This window comes from Sorangium sp. So ce693, from assembly GCF_051521375.1.
GTDB lineage: Bacteria > Myxococcota_A > Polyangia > Polyangiales > Polyangiaceae > Sorangium > Sorangium atrum.
Window position 1 is genome coordinate 10,782,086 of the sequence record NZ_CP150347.1, and the last position, 19,167, is coordinate 10,801,252.

10 protein-coding genes are annotated in these 19,167 nt (G+C 72.5%); 6 read left to right on the plus strand and 4 right to left on the minus strand.

Annotation, left to right across the window (positions count from 1 at the left end; translation table 11 throughout):
• Positions 1-233 precede the first annotated feature (233 nt).
• Genes WMF14_RS40190 through WMF14_RS40215 form a run of 6 tightly spaced genes read left to right on the plus strand, consistent with a single transcriptional unit; the run spans position 234 to position 14,221 of the window.
• Entirely contained in the window at positions 234-2,438 is a 2,205-nt protein-coding gene (locus tag WMF14_RS40190) for a type VI secretion system Vgr family protein (protein WP_437795195.1), read from the plus strand.
• Positions 2,435-4,618, plus strand: coding sequence for a type VI secretion system Vgr family protein (locus WMF14_RS40195; RefSeq protein ID WP_437795197.1), 2,184 nt, complete (start codon positions 2,435-2,437; stop codon positions 4,616-4,618). The genes WMF14_RS40190 and WMF14_RS40195 overlap by 4 nt, the downstream gene beginning before the upstream one ends.
• Positions 4,611-5,114: a hypothetical protein gene (locus WMF14_RS40200; RefSeq protein WP_437795198.1), complete on the plus strand. Its 504-nt coding sequence runs from the start codon at positions 4,611-4,613 to the stop codon at positions 5,112-5,114. The genes WMF14_RS40195 and WMF14_RS40200 overlap by 8 nt, the downstream gene beginning before the upstream one ends.
• Positions 5,111-7,651 (plus strand): type VI secretion system Vgr family protein, encoded by a 2,541-nt coding sequence (locus WMF14_RS40205; protein WP_437795201.1) that lies wholly within the window; start codon positions 5,111-5,113, stop codon positions 7,649-7,651. The genes WMF14_RS40200 and WMF14_RS40205 overlap by 4 nt, the downstream gene beginning before the upstream one ends.
• The gene (locus WMF14_RS40210; protein WP_437795203.1) at positions 7,648-10,101 is read left to right on the plus strand and encodes a hypothetical protein; all 2,454 of its coding nucleotides are present in this window, start codon (positions 7,648-7,650) and stop codon (positions 10,099-10,101) included. Before WMF14_RS40205 ends, WMF14_RS40210 begins: the two co-directional genes overlap by 4 nt.
• 34 nt (positions 10,102-10,135) lie before the next feature.
• Positions 10,136-14,221, plus strand: a complete 4,086-nt coding sequence (locus WMF14_RS40215; RefSeq protein ID WP_437795206.1) for a DUF6531 domain-containing protein — start codon at positions 10,136-10,138, stop codon at positions 14,219-14,221.
• Positions 14,222-14,497: 276 nt separating this feature from the next.
• On the opposite strand, the gene WMF14_RS40220 is transcribed toward WMF14_RS40215, so the two are convergent.
• From WMF14_RS40220 to WMF14_RS40235, 4 genes are all read right to left on the minus strand, one after another.
• Complete coding sequence (locus WMF14_RS40220) at positions 14,498-14,683, minus strand: hypothetical protein (RefSeq protein WP_437795209.1); 186 nt, start codon at positions 14,681-14,683, stop codon at positions 14,498-14,500.
• Positions 14,684-15,529: 846 nt separating this feature from the next.
• A complete protein-coding gene (locus WMF14_RS40225; RefSeq protein ID WP_437795211.1) occupies positions 15,530-16,765 on the minus strand; it encodes a hypothetical protein in 1,236 nt (411 codons plus the stop codon).
• Positions 16,758-17,747, minus strand: a complete 990-nt coding sequence (locus WMF14_RS40230; protein ID WP_437795214.1) for a DUF2169 family type VI secretion system accessory protein — start codon at positions 17,745-17,747, stop codon at positions 16,758-16,760. The genes WMF14_RS40225 and WMF14_RS40230 overlap by 8 nt, the downstream gene beginning before the upstream one ends.
• Positions 17,748-17,829: 82 nt before the next feature.
• Complete coding sequence (locus WMF14_RS40235) at positions 17,830-19,164, minus strand: c-type cytochrome (RefSeq protein ID WP_437795216.1); 1,335 nt, start codon at positions 19,162-19,164, stop codon at positions 17,830-17,832.
• Positions 19,165-19,167: the final 3 nt, after the last annotated feature.

Below are 19,167 nucleotides of genomic sequence, written 5' to 3' on the forward strand. Positions count from 1 at the left end.
GCGCCCGAGGAATCTACCCGAGCCGCGCGTCTCCCGAGGAGCTCACCGCCCGGCGCCGCGCGACGGGCTGGCCAACGGACGCGCAGATCTGCTCTGTTAGGGTGTTACGGCTGTTGTCTACACCGGCCACGGCGACCTCGCGTGGCCAGGAGCGATCTCGGGGTGGCAGCGAACATGCGCAGATCTCCGCGGAATGACGCCGGGCTCCCCCGCGGAGCCCGGGCCTGGGAGCCATGAGCGACGTCGACGTCCGGCTCGCCTGCGAGCCGCTGGGGGAGTGCGTCGTGCTGGAGCTCGCGGGGCGCGAGGCCATGGATGCCCTCTCGTCGTGGGAGGTGCGCGTCGCCGTCCCCGACGAGGTGGATCTGGCGGCGCTCCTCCGCGCCCCGGCGACGCTCGCGCTCGTCGACCCTGCCGAGGGCTCCGAGCGGCTCGTCCGCCTCCTCGTCGTCGAGGCGAGCTGCGATCTCCGCCGCGGCCGGGAGCGGATCTACGCGCTCCGCCTCTCGGATCCCCCATGGCTCCTCACGCTGCGCGGCGGCTACCGGGTCTTCCTCGAGAAGACCACCGAGCAGGTCGTGACCGAGGTGCTGGCGGGCGCGGGCATCCCCGCGGCGGCGATCGAGCCGCGGCTCGCGGGCGCGTACCCGGTGCGGCCCCAGTGCGTCCAGTACGCCGAGGCGGAGTGGGCGTTCATCGAGCGCCTGCTGGCCGACGAGGGGATCTCGTACTGGTTCGACACCACGGCCGAGGGCGAGCACCGCGTCGTCCTCGGCGACGGCAACGGCTCGCACGACGGGATCGAGGGCGGCGCGGCGCTCCCCTACGCCGGGCCCCGCGGGGCGAAGCTCGGGGCGCGCGCCCTCTCGTCGCTCGAGTGGGAGGAGCGGGCCGTGGCCGATCGGGTCACCGTGCGGGACTTCGACGTGCGGCACCCGGACGTTTACATCGACGGCCACGCCGGCGAGGGCGAGCTCGCGTGGCTCGAGGTCCCGGCCGGCGTCCCCAGCGCCGAGGCCGCGAAGGCGCGGGCCAGGCGGCGGCTGGAGCAGCTGCAGCGCGACAAGGTCGCCGTCACGGGGGAGAGCGACTGCATCCGCCTCGCGCCAGGGCGCCTCGTGGAGATCACGGGCGCGGGGGCGGACCTCTTCGAGCAGCGGATGCTCGTCGCCGAGCTCTCCCACCGCTACGCGCGGCCGAGCCGCGACGGCGGCGCGGCCACGCCCTACGGAAACCGGATCGCGCTCAGGCCGACGAAGGCCGCGGACGGCGGAGCTCACCCGCCCTTCCGGCCCGCGATCCGCCCGGCGCCCGCGGTGGAGCACATCGACGGCGCGGTGATCACGGGGCCGCCGGGCGAGGAGATCCACGTCGACGATCTCGGCCGGATCAAGCTGCGCTTCCTCTGGGATCGCTCCGGGATCACGGACGACCGCGCCTCGCACTGGATCCGCTGCCTCCAGCACCCGCTCGGCGCCTCGATGTTCCTGCCCCGCGTCGGCTGGGAGGTCCACGTCGGCTACCTCGACGGCTCGCCGGATCGCCCCTTCGTCCTCGGCCGCGCCTACAACGCGACCGCGGTCGCGCCGTTCCCGCTCCCCGCGGCGTCGGCGACGACCGCGCTCCAGTCCTGGACCACGCCGAGGAGCGGCGAGACCCAGGGGATCACGATGGTCGACGACGCGGGCGCGGAGGCGCTCTCGATCCACGCCTCGCGGGATCTCTCGGTCAAGGTCGGCGGCCCGGAGACGACGCGGATCGACGGCGACGACGCGCAGGTCGTCGGCCTGTCGCTCACCAGCAACGTGCTCGGGAGCCACGCCGCGCGCGTCGGCGCGACCCAGCGCGTCGACGTGGGGCAGGAGCTGCTCCTCTCGGTCGAGGGCGCGAGCTCCGAGCTCGTCGGCGGGGCGGAGCTCGTCGACGTCACTGGCAACCGCGCCGTGCTGGCCAGCGGGTCGTGCGTCGAGGTCGTGGGCGGCGGCTACGCGCTGCTCTGCAACCAGTCCAACGTCAACGTCAGCGGCGGCTGCGCCCGGGTGGTGCTCGGGACGACGTCGATCGCGAGCGGCCTCGGCGTCACCGAGTCCGTCGCGGGGGCGCGCACCTACGCCTGCCGCGGGTCCCGGACGATCCGCTGCAGCAGCTACGCCGAGTCGATCAACGGCGGCAAGCGGAGCCAGGCGGGCGCGGTGCACGAGCGGGCCGCGGGGAACGTCGGCGTCAAGGCGTCGATGGGCACGATCACGGCCGGGAAGGTCTCGATCGGCGCGGGCGGGAAGGTCTCGATCAGCGCGCCGGTGGTGACGATCCAGGCCAGCGGCAGCATCGCGGCGGGCACGATGACGCTGGGCGGCGGCAAGCTGAAGACGACCGGCGGCGTCACCCACGTGGACGGCGGCACGACCCGGCGCGCCAGCGGAAAGGCGGGCAAGTGAGCGAGCGACCCATCCTGCTCGAGATCCCCGGCGTGGACGCCGAGCTCCGCGTCCACGCGTGCCAGGTCGAGGAGCGCGCCTGCGCCCCGACGGTGGCCCACGCGCGCGCCGCCGCCTTCGTGGGCGGCGAGCCCGCCGAGCTCGCGGCGCTCGATCTGATCGGCCGCGCAGCGACGCTCACGCTGCGCTTCCACGGCGTCGAGCGGCGCTTCGCGCTCGCTGTGGAGGCCGTCGAGGAGCGCGACGCCCACGCGCGCGTGACCCTCGCCTCGCCGGTCGCCCGGCTCGACGAGACGCGCGACTACCGGGTCTTCGTCGACGAGAGCGCCACCGAGATCGCGGCGCGCGTCCTCGGCGATCACGGCGTCCGCCTCGACCTCCGCGCCCGCCGCGCGGCGGCGAAGCGGCCCCACTGCGCGCAGGTCTTCGAGAGCGACCTCGGCTTCTGCGCCCGCCTCCTCGCCGAGGAGGGCATGAGCTGGTTCCCGGACGACGGCGATCCCGCGCTCCTCCACGTCGCCGACGCGCCCGAGACGTTCCTCGACTCGGGCGCGGCGATCCCGTGGCGCGACGAGGCGGGGCTCGTCCCCGGGCGAGCCCTGTACGCGGCGCGGATCCGCAGGCGGGTGGCGGTCGAGAAGGTCGCGCTCAAGGCGTACGATTTCACGCGGCCGATGCTCGATCTGAGCGGCGCCTCGGGCGAGGGCGCGCTCGAGTGGTACGAGGTGCCGGGCGCCCTCGACGATCCAGACGCGGGCCGCGAGCTCGCGGCGATCCGCCTCGCGGAGCGCCGGGCCGGGGCGACATCGCTCGAGGGCGAGGCCACGGCGCCGGAGCTCCGCGCCGGCGAGATCGTCGAGGTGACCGGCCCGCCCGAGGAGCTCGGCGACGCGCGCTGGCTCGTGCTCGCCGTCGTGCACGAGGCGAGGGCGGAGGGGGGTCCGGAGGAGCTCGCTTACCGCGCTCGCTTCGAGGCGGTCCCGGCGCGCGACGGCTTCCGCCCGGCGCGCCGCGCCCCCGCGCCTCGCGGCGGCGCCGGGACCGCGGTGGTCACCGGGCCGCCGGGCAAGGAGATCGCCCTCGACGAGCACGGCCGCAGCCGCCTCCGGCTCCGCTGGGATCGCCAGGGCACGCGCGACACGCGCGACACGTGCGACACGTCGGACAACCGGAGCTCCGGCTTCGCCCGCGTGACCCAGCCGCAGCTCTCGGGCGCGATGCTGAACCCGCGGGTCGGCTGGGAGGAGCTCGTCGGCTTCAGCGACCGGGGCGGGGAGATCCCCGTGATCCTCGGCCGGATATACAACGCCGTCCAGGCGCCGCCCGCCGCGCTGCCCGCGAAGAAGGTCGAGACCCGCTTCGGCACGCGGGCGACCCCGGGCGGCTCGGGCGGCAGCGGCGTCGGGATCAGCGACGAGGCCGGGAACGAGCGCCTCGGGCTCGACACGTCGGGCGACTACCGGGAGCGGACCGAGAACGACAAGCGGACCGAGATCGCCGGGCGATCCGAGCGCGTGGTCGGCGGCGCACGGACGGTCGAGGTCAAGGAGCGGCGGGTCGAGAAGGTGGCGGGCGCGCTGTCGCTCGAGGTGGGCGGCGAGCGCAAGGTGGCGGTCGACTCGAACTACGGTCTGAAGGCGGCCTCGGAGGCGATCACCGTGGGGGGCGCCCGCGTGATCCGCGCCGGCGGCGACTACCTCACCGTGACGCCGAGCTTCGTCCGGATGGTGGGCGGCGCGAAGGAGGAGGTCGGCGTGGAGCACCAGAGCGTGTTCGTCAAGGGCGCCTCGACGCTGCTCGTCGGCGGCTCGGTGAGCACCACCGCCGGCCCGTCGGAGTCGGTGGGCGTGGCCGGCGCGGCGATCGTGAAGGTCTCGGGCGCGCAGACGATCGACGCCGGCTCCTACGGCCTCACCGTGCGGGGGCTCTACGCCGAGAGCTTCGGCTCGCGCAGCGTCGCCGCGGGAGGCGACGTCGCGGAGAGCTTCGGCAAGGTGACGACCACCTCGCGGGGCGCCGCCGACATCGCCGGCGCCGAGGTCGCCGTCGAGGCGGCCGCGAAGCTCACGATCAAGGCGCAGGGGGTGACGATCACGATGACCCCCGGCTCCATCACCATCTCGGGCAAGCTCGAGGGTCCGACGTCGAGCGTGGAGGAAGGGGTTCATCACTATGGCTAGGTCGCGCACGGTCCAGCAATCGACCGCCCGCCCCGCGCGGGGCGAGGCGAAGCCCCTCGGCCCCGGGCTCCACCCGGGGGTCGTGGAGATGATCGCCGCGCGCGGCGAGGAGGAGAGCGACGCGCGCCCCGCGTTCCAGGTGCGCTCGAGCGACGGGCGCCGGCTCCTCGCGACGCTCGCCGCCGGCGTCTCGCCCGCGTTCATCGAGGAGTGCATGCGCGAGGGCCGCACCGTCGTGCTCGCGGACGCGCCCGGGGGCGTCGCCATCCTGGGCGCGCTCCAGACGGCCTCGGCGCCTGCGCCGGACGCGCACGGGACGCTGGCGCTCGACGCCCGCCACCTCCGGCTCCGCGCCAGGGAGACGCTGGAGCTCGAGGTGCCGGGATCGAGCCTCCGGATCGAGCCCGGCGGCGCGGTGCGGATCGAGGGCGACCGGCTGGTGATCGACATGGCGGCGCTCGTGCGGATCTTCTCGGCGCGGGTGGAGCTGCCGTGAGCGGCGTCGCGCTGACGATCGAGGGCGATCCGGATCTCTCGCCGTCGCGCGTCCGCGGCGTGGAGCGGCTCGGGGAGGCCTCGGCGTTCGAGATCGATCTCCACGGCCCGAGGGACGCGCTCGTCGCCCCCGGGAGCGTGCTCCGCAAGGCGGGGCGGCTCGCCCTCGACGCCCCCGCGGGGAGCAGGACGTTCCTCGGCGTCGTCGCCCGGTTCGCCGTGATCGCGAGCGATCACGAGCACCTGCGGGCTTACCGGCTCACGCTCGCGTCGCGCTTCGCCCTGCTCGGGCTCACCCGGAGGGCGCGCACGTTCCAGGAGATGACGGCGCCGGAGATCGTCGAGCAGGTGGTGCGAGGGGGCGGCTACAGGACCGTGCGCAAGCGGCTCGCGGCGCCCTACCCGAAGCGCCGCTACGTCGTGCAGTACCAGGAGAGCGACGCGGCGTTCGTCCGGCGGATCTGCGAGGAGCACGGGCTGTATTTCCGGTTCGAGGACGACGGCGAGGGCGAGGTGTTCGTCCTCGAGGACGACTCCGCCTCCGCCGAGGACGCCTACCCGGGCGGCGTCGCGCTGGTCACGCGCAGCACGCTGGACGAGCCGGGGCCCGTCGCGGTGGACGCGGCGCGGCGGCTCCGGCGCGCGGCCGGCAAGGTCGTCCTCCGCGATCACAGCCCCGATCAGCCCCGGCTCGCGCTCGAGGCCGAGGCCTCGGGGGGCGTCGAGGCGGAGCGGGACGTGGAGGTCTACGAGGCGCCCGGCGGCTTCGCTTCGCCGGCGGAGGGCGCGGAGCGCGCGCGGATCCGGCTCGAGTCGCTGCGGGCCGAGGCCGCGCGCCTGTCGTTCGACAGCAACGCGCTGGCGCTCTCGCCCGGCGCGCGCTGCCGCCTCGTGGAGGCGCCGGACCACCACGGCCTCGTCCAGGCCGGGGGCGACTTCGTGGTGACCGACGTGGCGCTGCGCTGGGACGCGGGCGACGGGGTCTTCCGCGCGAGTGTCGGGGCGATCCCGGCCAGCGTGCCCTTCCGCCTGCCGAAGGTCACGCCGAGGCCGCGCATCGCCGGGGTGCAGTCGGCCTGGGTCACCGGGGAGCGCGGGCAGGAGATCCACCCCGACGCGCTCGGCCGCGTCCACCTCCGCTTCCACTGGGATCTGCACGGCGAGGGCGACCAGCGGAGCAGCCTGCCCGTGCGGGTGGCGCAGCCGCACCTGCCGGATCCGATGCTGCTGCCGCGCGTGGGCTGGGAGGTCTTCGTGATGTTCGAGGACGGCGATCCGGATCGCCCCGTGGTGCTCGGGCGCTCGTACAACGAGAAGCAGCGGCCGCCCCTCGCGCTGCCCGCGAACAAGACGGTGACCTCGATCGCGACGGACAGCTCGCCCGGCGCGGGGGCGCGGACGGCGATCCAGATGGACGACGCCGCCGGCCGCGAGCACGTCCTCGTGCACGCGCCCTTCGCCAAGGAGACGACGGTCGGGGGCGATCACGAGGCGCAGACGCTGAAGAACGAAGACCTCCAGGTCGGCGCTGCCCTGCAGGCCGAGGTCGGGGGCGACGAGTCGACCTCGGTGCACCTCGGGTACATCGGCGGCTACGGCTCCCGCAGCGTGACGGTGGGCGCCGCGCAGCGCCAGAGCGCGGGGGGCAACTTCGTGAGCGAGGTCGGCGCCGAGACGGCCGTGGTGGGGGGGATGCTCGTGGAGCAGGCCGGCAACCCCGTGAAGGGCGCGGCCAACCTCGCCGCGTCCGCGCTGCTGTCGAAGGTGAGCGCGCGGGGCGCTGCCGGGCAGATCGCGGCGTCCGCGATGGGCGCGTCGCGCGCGGCCTACGAGGGCTACCAGGCGAAGGGCGCGGAGGGCGCGCTCGCCGCGATCAAGGACAGCGCGGCGGGCAGCGCGATGTCGCTGCTGCCGGGGGGCGAGGCGATCCTGGCGGCGGTGAAGGGGTCGTCGAGCCCGATGCCGTGGGATCACGGCCGGCCCGCGCAGGGCGAGGCGGCGCCGGGCGGCGGGGCCGCGGGCGCGAGCGGCGCAGGCGGCGGCCCGGCGGGCCCCGGCCCGGGCCACCGCAGCGTCGTCGCGAGCGGGTCGTACACCGAGGCGGTGGGCGCCCTCTACGCGCTGACCACGCCGGGCCCCGTCTCGTGGGTGACCGCCGGTCCCGCGACGACCGTGATCAACGGGAGCCACACGAGCAGCGCCGCGAGCGCCGGCCTCACCGTGGGCGGCGGGCTCGGCGAGTGGCTCGGATCGCTGAACATCGGCAGCCGGGGGGCGATCACCCGGAGCGTCGCGGGGGCCATGACCTCGGACGTGAAGGGCGCGCTGAGGATCAGCGCGGGCGGCTCGTACACGCTCACCGCGAAGAGCGCGCTCACGCTCGAGGTGAGCGGGAACCTGAAGCTCGGCGGCAGCCCGATCACCTTCCGGTGCGGGGCGTCCGAGATCTCGGCGACGCCGGCGGGCGTCACGATCAAGTCCCCCTCGATCACCATCACCGGGAGCTCGAAGCAGTCGGGCTCGCTCACGCACCGATGAAGCTCACCGTGCTCGGCCTCGGCCTGGTCTCGCCCGCCGGCGCCTCGGCGCGCGATCACGTCTTCTTCCCGCGCGCCGGAGCGCCGCCGCCCCCGCCGTCGCCGTTCATCGGGCCCGACGGGCGCCGGATCGACGCGCGCTACTGCCCGTGGATCAGGCCCTCGCAGGCCGACGCGGGCCGCCTCCTCGCGCTCGCGCGGGGCGCCGTCGCCGAGGCGCTCGCGGCGCTGCCGGGAGGCGACGCCGCGGGGATCCCGCGCTTCGTCGTGACGCCGGCGCCACGGCCGGGGCTGCCCGAGGGAGCGCTGTCGGAGCTGGCCCGCGCGCTCGGCCCCGCGGCGCAGCGCTTCACAGGGGCGGCGGGCGCGTTCGCGGCGCTGGCGCGGATCGCGGAGCTGCTCGCGGGCGGCGCGGGCGGCGCCGCGCTCCTCGTCGGCGTCGACTCGTTCGCCGGGGTGGACGCGCTCGCCGAGCGGCGGCGGAGGCCGGAGAGCCCGTGGCTGCTCGCGCCGCCGCCGCCGTCCGAGGGCGCGGGGGCGCTGCTCGTGGCCTCGGCAGAGCAGGCGTCGCGGTGGGGGGTGGCGGCCGTGGGAGAGATCGTGGCGAGCCGGCACGCGCCGGGGCGCGCGACCGACGAGGACGACGAGCCCGTCGACGCGGCGGCGATGACCGCGCTCCTGCGCGGCTTGCCTGCCGCTGCCGGGTCGATCCAGGCCGTCTTCGGGCAGGGGCGTGTTGGCGCGCTCCGGTGCCGAGAGTGGCAGTTCACGACGGCGCGGTGCGCGGAGCGGCTCTCGCCGACCTACTTCGATCGCTGCCTCGAGGCGGAGATCGGCGAGCTCGGCGCCGCGGCGGGCGTGATGGGCCTCGCGTGCGCGTTCGCGACGGTCCGCCATGGGGCGGCGCCTGCCGAGGCCGGGAGGTCGTTCGTGGCCTGGGCGATCTCCCGTGACGGCACCCGCGGGATCGCGCTCGGGGCCGCGGCGCGGACGGGAGCGGGCAAGGTCGCGGCGGGAGCGGAGGGGGCGCTTCCAGTGATGATTCCGCTCTCGGGGGCGGTGATCGCGCGGGGGGTGGAGCGCGAGGCGTTCGTGCCACCGCCGGTCGAGGCGGAGGAGCCGGGAGACGAGGCGTGGATCGAGGAGGGCGCCGGGGGGGTGGGCGCGGCGACCAGCGGGGCGGCGAACGACGTGGCGCCGGCGCTCCCGGCGCTGCCGCGCGACAGCGCCCCCGCGCCGGCGGTGCGGCTCGATGCGGGGCGCGTGCTCGAGGTCACGCGGGCGGGGTTCTACGCGTCGGTCGTCGATCACTGCGCGGAGCTCGTGGCCGCGCTCGCTCGGGATCGCGTCGAGGGGCGGCGCTCGTGGCTGCCGGAGACGGAGGCGCGGATGCTCCGGCAGATCGACGCCATCGTGGCCGCGGGGCCACGGGCGCTGATCGAGGTCGCGGCCTTCTGGGAGCGCTGGATGGACGACCCGTGGAAATCGTTCGCGGGCGCGATCTCGCTCGCCGCCTTCGCGGGCGACGACGCGCTCGCCGCGATCCACCGGGCGGCGCACCTGCTCCCGCAGGACGCCGAGGACCATGCGATCGCCGTGGCCGAGGCGCTCGCGCTGGTCGAGCGCCCCGGCCTCGCGGGGCTGGCGCGCGCGCTCGCCGCGTCGGCGCACCCGATCGCGCGCGCCGTCGGCGTCAGCCTGCGCTCGATGCGCGGCGAGCTGCCGGTCGAGGCGCTCGGCGCCGCGCTCGCTGACGAGCACGACGCGGTGGTGCGCGCAGGGATCTGGGGCTGCGAGCGGCTGCCGCCGGCGCAGCGTGCGCGCTTCGTCGAGCGTTTGCGGGGGCTGTGTGGAGGGGCATCCCCCGACGTGGCCTGGTCGGCGGCGCGGGTGCTCGTGATCGGTGGCGAGGTGGAGCTGGTGCGCGACGAGAGGCTGAGCGCGCGGGTGGGCCTGCGCGCAGCGGAGCTGTTCGCGCTGGCCGGAGAGCCGGGCGACTGGCCCCGGCTGGAGGCCCTGCTCGGCCGCCACCGGCCGACGCGTGCAGCGCTCTCCGCCGTGGCGCGCTTCGGCTGCCCGGCGAGCACCGGGTGGATGATCCAGCAGCTCGACGACGAGGCGCTCGCGGACGATGCGGCGGAGGCGCTTCGCACGCTGTTCGGGCCGGTCGTCGAGGAGGCGCGGGAGCTGGAGGCCGGGGCGTGGCGGGAGGCGATCGCGGCGCAGCGGCTCGATCCGAAAAGGCGTTACCGCGGGGGGCGCGAGTTCTCGATCGCAGGAGCGGTGGAGGAGTGCGCGTCGGGGAGGCTGTCGCGCCTCGCCGTGGAGGCGCGGGTCGACGAGCTGCGCGCGCGGCTGAGGCTGCCGGACGCGGTCGACGTGAGCGGGTTCTGGGCGAGGGCGGAGGCGAACCTGGTGGCGTTTCTGAAGGTGGCGCGGAGCCGGGGCTGAGCGCTGGGGGCGAGCGAGAGAGGGAGAGAACGCCGTGGCGACGATCAATTACAAATATATCGCGACGACGCGGAGCAATCATTTCTGTCCCGGCTTCGTGCCGGCCCTGAGCCATGCGCCGCCGGTGCCTCCCATCGGTCCGGTGCCAACCCCGTTCGTGTATATGGCACTCTCAGCAACGGCGACGGGTACCGACGAGCGGTTCCAGATCGGGGGCGCGCCGGTGCTCGTTCACGGCAGCGCGATGGGTCTGCAAGCGCCGGGCAACGTTCCTTGCCGCGCGACCGGCGGCGACGTCGTGACACACTTCGTGAACGGGGGGTGCTACGTCGACACCTCGTCGTCAAGGGTGATGGCTGCCGGCCATGGAATCGCATGCACCGGCGATCTGGTGAAGCTCAACGTAGCGGCGACCAAAGGGGCGATCGAGCGCATCAAGCACGGCATAAGTCAGATCGACGGGGTGCTCCTGGCTGCGGACACTGTCCAGGTCACCACGGCCAATAACACCACCACAAACGTACACCTGGTACTCGATCCGATCTCCGTCGCATCGGGCGCCACCGTCGACGAGAAAATGGATATCTCGATCCCGGGACTCATTCCGGTCGAGTGGAAGCGCCTCTACAGCTCCGCACGTAACCGCGAGAGTACCCCGCTAGGGCGCTGTGGCTGGACGCATACGTATCACCAGTGGATCGAGATCGAAGGCGACATGCTGCGCCTCCGCGACGCGGACGGGACGACCGTAACCCTGCGCGACACGAAGCCACGTGAGCCGGCCTTCCACCGCGGCAGGCGCCTCGTGATCACCCGCGACCTCCGGGGCGGTGCCACGGTCTTCTCACTCGATACCCGCCTCACCCGCACCTTTATCCCCACCGGCGGCGGACGCGCGTTTCTCCGCCAGATCAGCAACGAATCCGGGCACAAGATTGTCCTCGAGTACGCGGCGGAGCGGCTCGCCCGGATCGTCGACACGGCGCGTCGCACGATCGCCCTCACTCATGACGGCGACGGGCACATCGTGCGCCTCGAGGTCTTCCCCACGAGCAGCGAGGGGCGCGCATCGGTCTACACCGTCGCGTTCGCATACAGTGATGGCGGGGAGCTCGTGCGAGTGACCGATCCGCTCGGCCACGCCGAAGCGTACGGCTACGACGAGCAGCGCCGCCTGAATCGCAAGACGCTGCCGACCGGCCTTTCGTTTCATTACCTCTACGATCCAGAGACGGGCCGCTGCATCCGATCCTGGGGCGACGGCGATCTCCACGCCGGCGACCTCACCTACGATCTCGACCGAGGGGTCACGCACCTCACCGGTAATCCCGAGCCCCGCGTCTTCACGTGGCGGCCCGAAGACGGCTCGGTGGTACGCGAGGCCTCGACCGACGGCCTCTCCGCACGCGATCGCGAGTTCGACGCCGACGGCCTGCTCCTCAAAACGAAGAACGCGGCCGGCGACACTCTGGTGTTCACCCGCGACGGACGGGGCAACGTCACGCGCATCACCGATCCTCTCGGCCGGGCCATCGACCTCGAGTACTCGGACGATCTCCTGGTACGGCGCCGCGCCAACGGCATGACCACCGAGTACGAATACGACATTCAACACCGGCTCACCTCGGTGAAATACGCGCCTGGCGCCTTCCTCACGCTGACATACGACGAACAGGGACGCCTCGCAGCGGTATACGGGCCGGACGGGCTCTGCACCGGCTTCGCCTACGACGAGCAGCATAACGTCATCGAGGAGCGCACGCCTCGCGGTGGGGCGCGTCGCTGGCGCCACGACGCGCTCGGCCGGCCCGTGGCGTACACCGATCCCCTCGGCCGGGTCACGCGTCGCGAACTCGACGCCGTCGGACAGCCGCTCGCCGTCTACCTGCCCGACGGGACCTCACTGCGCTTCGAGCACGACGCGCTCGGACGCCTCACCCGCCGCACCGATGCGCTCGGGCGCGTCGAGACCTTCCATTACGCAGGCTTGAAATCCCCGATCGAGTTAATCCAGCCTGACGGCTCGATCTGGTCCTGGTCGTACGACCTCAACGAGCGCCTCCAGCAGGTGAAGAACCCCAAGGGGGATACCTTCGATCTCCGTTATGATCGCGCCGGCAACCTCCGCGAATACCGCTCGTATGACGGCCGAATCTGCCGCGCTCAGCACGGCAAGAACGGCCGCCTGGCTCGGGTGGAAAGCCCCGACGGCACCTTCCGCGCGCTCCGGTACGACGGGGCGGGGGGGCTGGTCGCCGAGGAGACGCCACACGGAGCCGTGAAGGTCGAGACGCCCGAAGATCTCGCTGTCGATTACATCTACGAGGATCCTGCAGGGGAGGCCCGCTTGCGCGTGCAGCGCGATGCGCTCGGCCGCGTGGTCGCCGAGACGCAAAACGGCCGGACCATCCGCTACGCGTACGATGCGCAGCACCGCTGCACCGCGCGCATCCTCCCGACAGGGCATGTGACCCGCTACGCCTACGACGAGGAAGGTCACGTCTCGTCGCTCGATCACGACGGCTACCGCGTGGAGATTCAGCGCGATCTCGCCGGCTCGGTGGTCCGCAAGATATTCGCGGGCGCGGGCGTGGAAGCGCGGCGCGAGGTCGACCCGATGGCGCGCCCAACCCGGGACTGGGTCGGCTGCGCTGAGCGCACGCTCGTGGATCGCTACTATGCTCGCGACGCATCCGGCACGCTCGTGGAGCGCAATGATCTGCGCTGGGGCCTCACGCGCTACCGACACGATCGGCTCGGGATGCTGCTCGAGGCGATCTCTCCGCAAGGTCGCGAGTCCTTCACGTACGACGCTGGAGGCTCGCTGAAACCGGCGGGCTCGGGCTGGGAGACTGGGCCGGGCGGCATCTTGCTCCGCACCGAGCAGGCCGCCTATGCCTACGACGCCGGGAACAGACGCATTCACGAGACGCGCTCAGATGGTGAGACGGAGTACCTCTGGGACTGCCGCGGTCAGCTCCGCGAAGTCCGGCGCCCCGACGGAACGCGCATCCGCCTCTCCTACGATGCGTTCAGCCGCCGCATCAGGAAGGAGGTCGTCCCGCCCTCCTCCCCAAGCGCGCTCGATCCCGCAGGAGCGCCGAGGCCCCGCGTGGTCGAGTACCTGTGGGACGGCCTCTGCCTCGCAGCCGAGATCGACTCGGAGCGCGGCACGCGCATCTTCGTGTACGAGCCTGGGACGATGTGCCCGCTCCTCCAACAGGAGGGCGCCGCCATCTACGCGGTTATCACCGATCACATCGGCACCCCGACGGAGCTCATCGGGTCGGATGGAGAGGTCGCGTGGTCAGCACGCCACTCGGCGTTCGGCATCGTCCTGGAGACCATGCAGCCCACCGGCGGCCCTCCCGTGATGTCCCCCTTCCGCCTGCTCGGCCAGTACCACGACGAAGAGACCGGACTCTGCTATGTCCGCTATCGCTACTTCGATCCGCAGACGGCGCGCTTCCTGAGCCCGGATCCAATCGAGCTTTTCGGCGGCCGCAACCTGTTCGCCTTTGACGGAAGCCCCGCCACCCACGCCGATCCGTTGGGCCTGTCCTGTGTCATCATCGGCAATCCTTTGCACGACAGCGGCCCTCGTATGGCTATGCTGTACATCAAGCCGAACCCGGACATTTACCGAGTCATGGTCCACGGGACGCCCGACCACGTGGAAGCGGATGATGTGAACGGGATGAGTGCGGCTTTCGCGCCATCTCAGCTCGTGGCCATGATCAAAGCCGCCGACAACTACCACAACGCGCGCATTATCAGCCTCAACTCGTGCAACACTGGGCGTACGCACAACGGCGTCGCGCAGCAGGTCTCCGCCGCCTTGCCCAACCGCGACATTCGTGCCCCGAACGATATGGTCTGGGGGGATGGCCATCGCGTCGCTCCACCCATCGGGGTCATCAACAGCGTACAATGGAGACCTACCGCCAAGGAAGTGAGCGAGGCCAAATATGACGAAACACGCCTCGGACAGTGGAACTTTTGGCGCAGTGGCATCCCCGCCGAGGACCGAAATCGGTACCAGCCGCTGGGGAACACGCAGCCTCTGAACGTTTCCCCACCGAACAATGGGCTCCCCTTCCGAGAGCCACCGTCGAGTTAAACCCGCGCTTGAACCAGAGCTTACATTCGAGCACGAAAAGACCTTCAGGCTTGCGCCAGGAGGCTCCCCGCGCTCGGGCGACTGGCGACGCCCGTTCAACAGAGCCTGGCACTACTGCGGGAAGTCGGACGAGGGGGCGAACCGCCATGACGCCAAGGGCGCCCCAAAACCAGGGGAATGGGAGGGGGGATGTCGAGGCAGCACTTTCTCTCCCCTTGGTGGCCTTGGTAGCATGGCGGTTTGTCTGCCGATCCAGGGCAGCTCCCTGCGGTAGTGCTAGATGCGCGCATGATAGAGGATCGCGTCGTGCATACCGGAGGTGCTGAACTCGAGAGCGAGCCATAGCTCACCCCCCTCGCCGTTCTTGAAGTCATACATGGATGGAAAGCACCTGTTCGCATAGAAGAAGACGGGCATGGGCTCCCAGACCTCTTGTCGTACCAGCCGATACATGGAGAACAAGGACGAGCAGTCCAATGAAATGATGACAAAATCGCCAGACGGCGTGTTCATCAATCTAGTCCATGTAGGATGGGTTGGCAGAGATGGCAGTGGGCGCCATACCCCCTGGTCGCGATAGGCGCAGAACGGCTCCCCGGATTTCATTCTGCCATAGACGACCAATTCGCAGGGTGAATAACCGAACTCCAGCGAGACCCATGTCTCGTCCATATCGGGCGGCAACACGACCCTCTCCGGCTTGCACTCTCCGCGAGGGAACGTCCACCACCCAGGCGCCAAATGGGGAGACCGCTGGATCTCGAGGAGAACGTCGCCGGCCTTCGTTACCCGACACCGGGATACGCTCAAGAAGTCCGGGACGAGGCCTTCGGCGAGCACTGGAGGGATGGGTCGGTCCGAACCATCCACCCATCTGAGCTCGCCGTCGACGCTCCCGGCGAGCACCCCATCCGCCCAACCACGGGCCCACGCGATGTCTGGCTGCTCGACCCACTGGCCACGCTCCTCGTTCCAGCGGACCATCCCTTCCCTCGGATAGGGCGTTTTGTGCGAGAATGCCCATCCCACCTGAGTCGAGGTCCACGCGGAGTCTGGCCACCGGCCATCGATGGAGCGAATGTACTCTGTAGCGAACGGCGACGAGTACTCCCCCTTGGCGTTCGGCGGCCCGACGACCTCCGTCTTCCGCTGATCAAGCAGCTGCCCGCCTTGGGCCCGCGCGATGTAGGGCCCGGTAGACGCGAGGATCGTTCCCTGGAGCTGGTGCAAGCGGATGGGCTGCGGCGAGTGCGCGATGGCCGTGAACATAGCGTGCTCGACCCCTTCTCGTTTCGGTCGCGCGCTCCCTCACCGCTTCGCGCGAACCCGCTCTCCCGCCGCGACCAGCTCCCGCATCCACTTCATCCGCAGCCCGGGCTCCGTCGCGAACCTCGCCTGCCACGCCGCGTCCTCGGCCCCCTTCGCCTCGCGGGTGAGCCCATAGCGCGCGATAGCCTCCGTCGCCGTCGCGGGGCTCGCCGCGATGTCCGCGAGCATCGCAGCGTAGTCTTCCAGCGAGAGCCGGGGCCCTTGGGCATCAGGCGAGCGCGCTCCGCCGCCCGACGAGGGAGCGTCCGGTGATCCGGCGAACGGAAGCGCGGGCTTCGCAGCCTCGAACATCACCGGCGCCGTCCCTGCAATCGACTCCTCCAGTGCCCCGCCACTCGCCGGCGGCGCCTCCGCCACCGGCGACCGCAAGCTCACCGCGACGCGCTCCCCCACGCGCGCCCCAAACGGCAGCGCCGGCCGGCTCGGCGCCGGGAACACCGGCGCCGTCTCGGCGATCTCCTTCGGCGCGAGCACCGGCTTCGGGAGCTCCGGCGCGGCCAGCGCCGGCAAAAGCCCGGGCCTCGCCGCCGGTGCCGGCGCAGGCGGCCCCGCCCTCCCCGCGCCCCCCGGCTGCTTCACGAACGGCAAGATCAGCTTCGATAAATCCCGCGGCAAATCCGCCGTCTCGCCCCGCACCGCCACCACGGCCCGCGCCTTCTTCACGGCCGCCGCCCCGCCGCCACGCGGCCTCCGCGTCGCCGCCCTCAGCGCCGGCGCCTCAGGCCGCACCTCCGGCGCCGGCCCGGGCGCTGCGGCGAGGATCGCCGTCGCCTCGGCGCGCACGCCCCCCTCCGCCACGATCCGCTCCTGCCAGGCGCCCAGCAGCCGGAACACGTCGCCCTCGCCCAGCCCGCGCGCCTCGAGGAAACCGAGCGGGTCCTCCGACGCCGTGAACGCGCGGAAGAAATCGAGCCAGGCGCGCAGGTCCGTGTCGAGCGGAGGCACCTTGCGCTCCACGTGCGCCTGCGCCGCGAGGCGGTGCTCGTCGCACGCCGCGATCAGCGCCCCATCCCCCATCGCGCTCTCGGCGAGGCGCGCGGACCAGGCCTCTTCCGCCGCCGGCCAGGCTCCGGCGGCGATCGCGGCATGCTCCAGGCTCGCCTCGAGCGAGACGCCCTCGGCCGTGTACGCCAGCACCGCCGCATAGGCCGAGAGCGGCACGCCCGCGATCTCGGGGTCCACAGGCCCTCCGGAGCCGCCCGCCGCGTCACCCATCGCCGCGCACCACGACCTCGCGCAGCACCCGCCGGCCGCGGCCTATCGGGAAGACGGCGCGCGCCACGAGCTCCACCCGCCGCGCCTCGGGCTGGATCAGCACGGTGTCGATCGGCGGCCGCACGACCACGCGCTCCCCCGTGTCGTAACGCGCGCTCGCCACCACCGGAAACCCCGGCAGCGCGAAGACGAACGGCTCGAGCGACATGCCGGCGATGCCCACCGGATCCCCGGGCGCGAGGTGCTCCTCGAACTGGAGCGAAGGGTGGGCGACGTTGCCGAAGCGGATGTCCTGATCTTCAGGCGGGAGCGGCATCCGCGTCGCCTTCCACCGCTCGTCGAACGTGCCAGCGTGCTCGAGGCGCGGCGACCAGTGCATCATGATCGCGCCGAAGCCCACCGGCGCATGGCGATCCGACGCGGACGCGTGGGGCCGCTCCGGGTGCTCGATCTGCGGAGCCCTCGTGTCCACGAGGTCCGCCGCGCTCCTCGCCGCGCCGACGCCGGCCGGGTTCCGGAGATCGACCACCGAGAGATCCTCCGACATGCCGCCATACGCCCGCTCGTAGACGATCGGCACGCGCTCGAACGGCGCAGCAGGCCCGATCCCGACGCCGAGGACGCCCTTGAAGAAGAAGCGCTGCCCGTGGACGCGCAGGGGCGTCAGCCGCTGCCTGACCCGCACCGCGACGTCGAGCACCCTCACCTTCTCGGGGGCGATCGCGTCGCCGGTCACCACCACGTCCGTGCCCAGCTTGGCGACGCCGAGATCCGACGGAAAGCGGAGGCTGCTCCGCGGACTCTCGGGCTCCCAGGGCTCGTCGGCGACACGGACCGGCGCGGGATCGTCGGCGAGCCTCGAGCCCCCGCTCCGATCGAGGACGAACGTGCCCTTGACGATGGCGACCAGGACATCGTTGCCCTCGCGATCGAGGAGCGGCACGGGCTGGACGGCGAAGGGGGTCTGGTTCGCGATGCTCACGGGCGAGGATCCGACGGTGGGTCTTGCATCCTATACGCAGGCACGCCGCAGACACCGAAGATCGCTTCAGGGAAGCCGGCGCTCAGCGCCCGGTCATGTAGAACGTGCCGAGGCACATCTCGTCGGTCGTGCCCTCTCCCCAGACGACATCCCTGGGGACCCGCGGCTGTCCGTCGATGATCGGCTGCTTCTCGGGCGTGTTGTCCCAGTGGCACTCGATCGACAGCTTGTCGCCCGGCTCGAGCACCTTGGGCTCGGCGAGCTTGTAGTTTCCCTGCCAGTGGAAGTCCCAGCGCGGGATGTCGAGCACACACTCCGAGCCGCCGCCGGCGCGCTCGATCTCGAGGCGCGCGCGCGTGCCGAGCGTATGCATGTGGAGGCCCACCCAGTGGATCTCGATCGGCGCGTTGTCCGCGAGCGCCCGGGAGGGATCGGCCCCCCAGCGATGGACGACGTCGCTCTCCAGGGCAGGGATCATCATGGAGTCGCCGCTGAGCCAGGCCGGGTTCGCCCACGGCTGCATCGTGCCCTCCCGCTCGACGGAGCTCTCCAGCGTCACGTCGATCGCGGTGCGATCCGGCAGCTTGCCCGCCGTCAGCGTGTTGTAGTGAACCTGCAGGATCAGCCTGGAGCCAGGCTCGATCCGGGTCCCCGCCCCCGGCGGGAAGATCATGCTCCCGCCGCCGGGCACCCAGCCGCCGAGCCAGCGCGGCTTGAGCCCAGGGCCGCCGTAGCAGGGATATCCCGGGCCCGGGTCGGACGCGTCGAGGGCGTCGAGCTCGGCGAGCTGGTCCGGCGCCGCGATGAAGGCGATCACGTGGTGGACGACGCGCTGCTCGCCGGGCCTGATCCCGAAGCCGGTGACGTAACGCGTGGCCTCCTCCGGCCAGTCGATCACGAAGCAGCGGTACTCGTCGGGCCCCGTCTGCGGGGTGTACTCGACCGGCATCTCGAGCGTCCGGTCCACACGAGCGAGCGCGGCGCTCGCCGGCGGCTCGATCGGCGGGCCCTCGTCCGCCGGGTCGCCCAGGGCCGCGCCGCCGTCGACCCACGCCGCGATGGTCTGGATCTGCTGCTCGGACAGGGAGCGGTCGCCCACGTACTCGGCGCAGGCGTTGTCGGCCGGCCAGGGGGGCATCGTGCGCTCGACGACGGCCCGCTTGATCGACGCGGCCCAGGGCGCCGCGGTCTCGTGGCGCTCGAGCGAGAACGGCGCGACGCCGCCGTCGCTGTGGCACCCCGCGCACCGCGCGTCGAAGATGGGTTTGACGTCCCGGTAGTACGAGACGGCGGCCTGGACGCCGCCTCCCGCAGCGGCCCCGGCGTCATCGCCGCCGCAGGCGGAGAGGGCGGCCAGCGCCGCCGCAAGCCGTGCCCATGAGCCCGTGGTCCCCGCGCACCTCGCGCACCTCGTCATAGA

Bases quoted from the DNA above. Each gene is read 5' to 3' on its own strand.
- WMF14_RS40190 (WP_437795195.1), top strand. From the start codon at position 234: ATGAGCGACGTCGACGTCCGGCTCGCCTGCGAGCCGCTGGGGGAGTGC.
- WMF14_RS40200 (WP_437795198.1), top strand. From the start codon at position 4,611: ATGGCTAGGTCGCGCACGGTCCAGCAATCGACCGCCCGCCCCGCGCGG.
- WMF14_RS40210 (WP_437795203.1), top strand. From the start codon at position 7,648: ATGAAGCTCACCGTGCTCGGCCTCGGCCTGGTCTCGCCCGCCGGCGCC.
- WMF14_RS40225 (WP_437795211.1), bottom strand. From the start codon at position 16,765: ATGGGTGACGCGGCGGGCGGCTCCGGAGGGCCTGTGGACCCCGAGATC.
- WMF14_RS40235 (WP_437795216.1), bottom strand. From the start codon at position 19,164: ATGACGAGGTGCGCGAGGTGCGCGGGGACCACGGGCTCATGGGCACGG.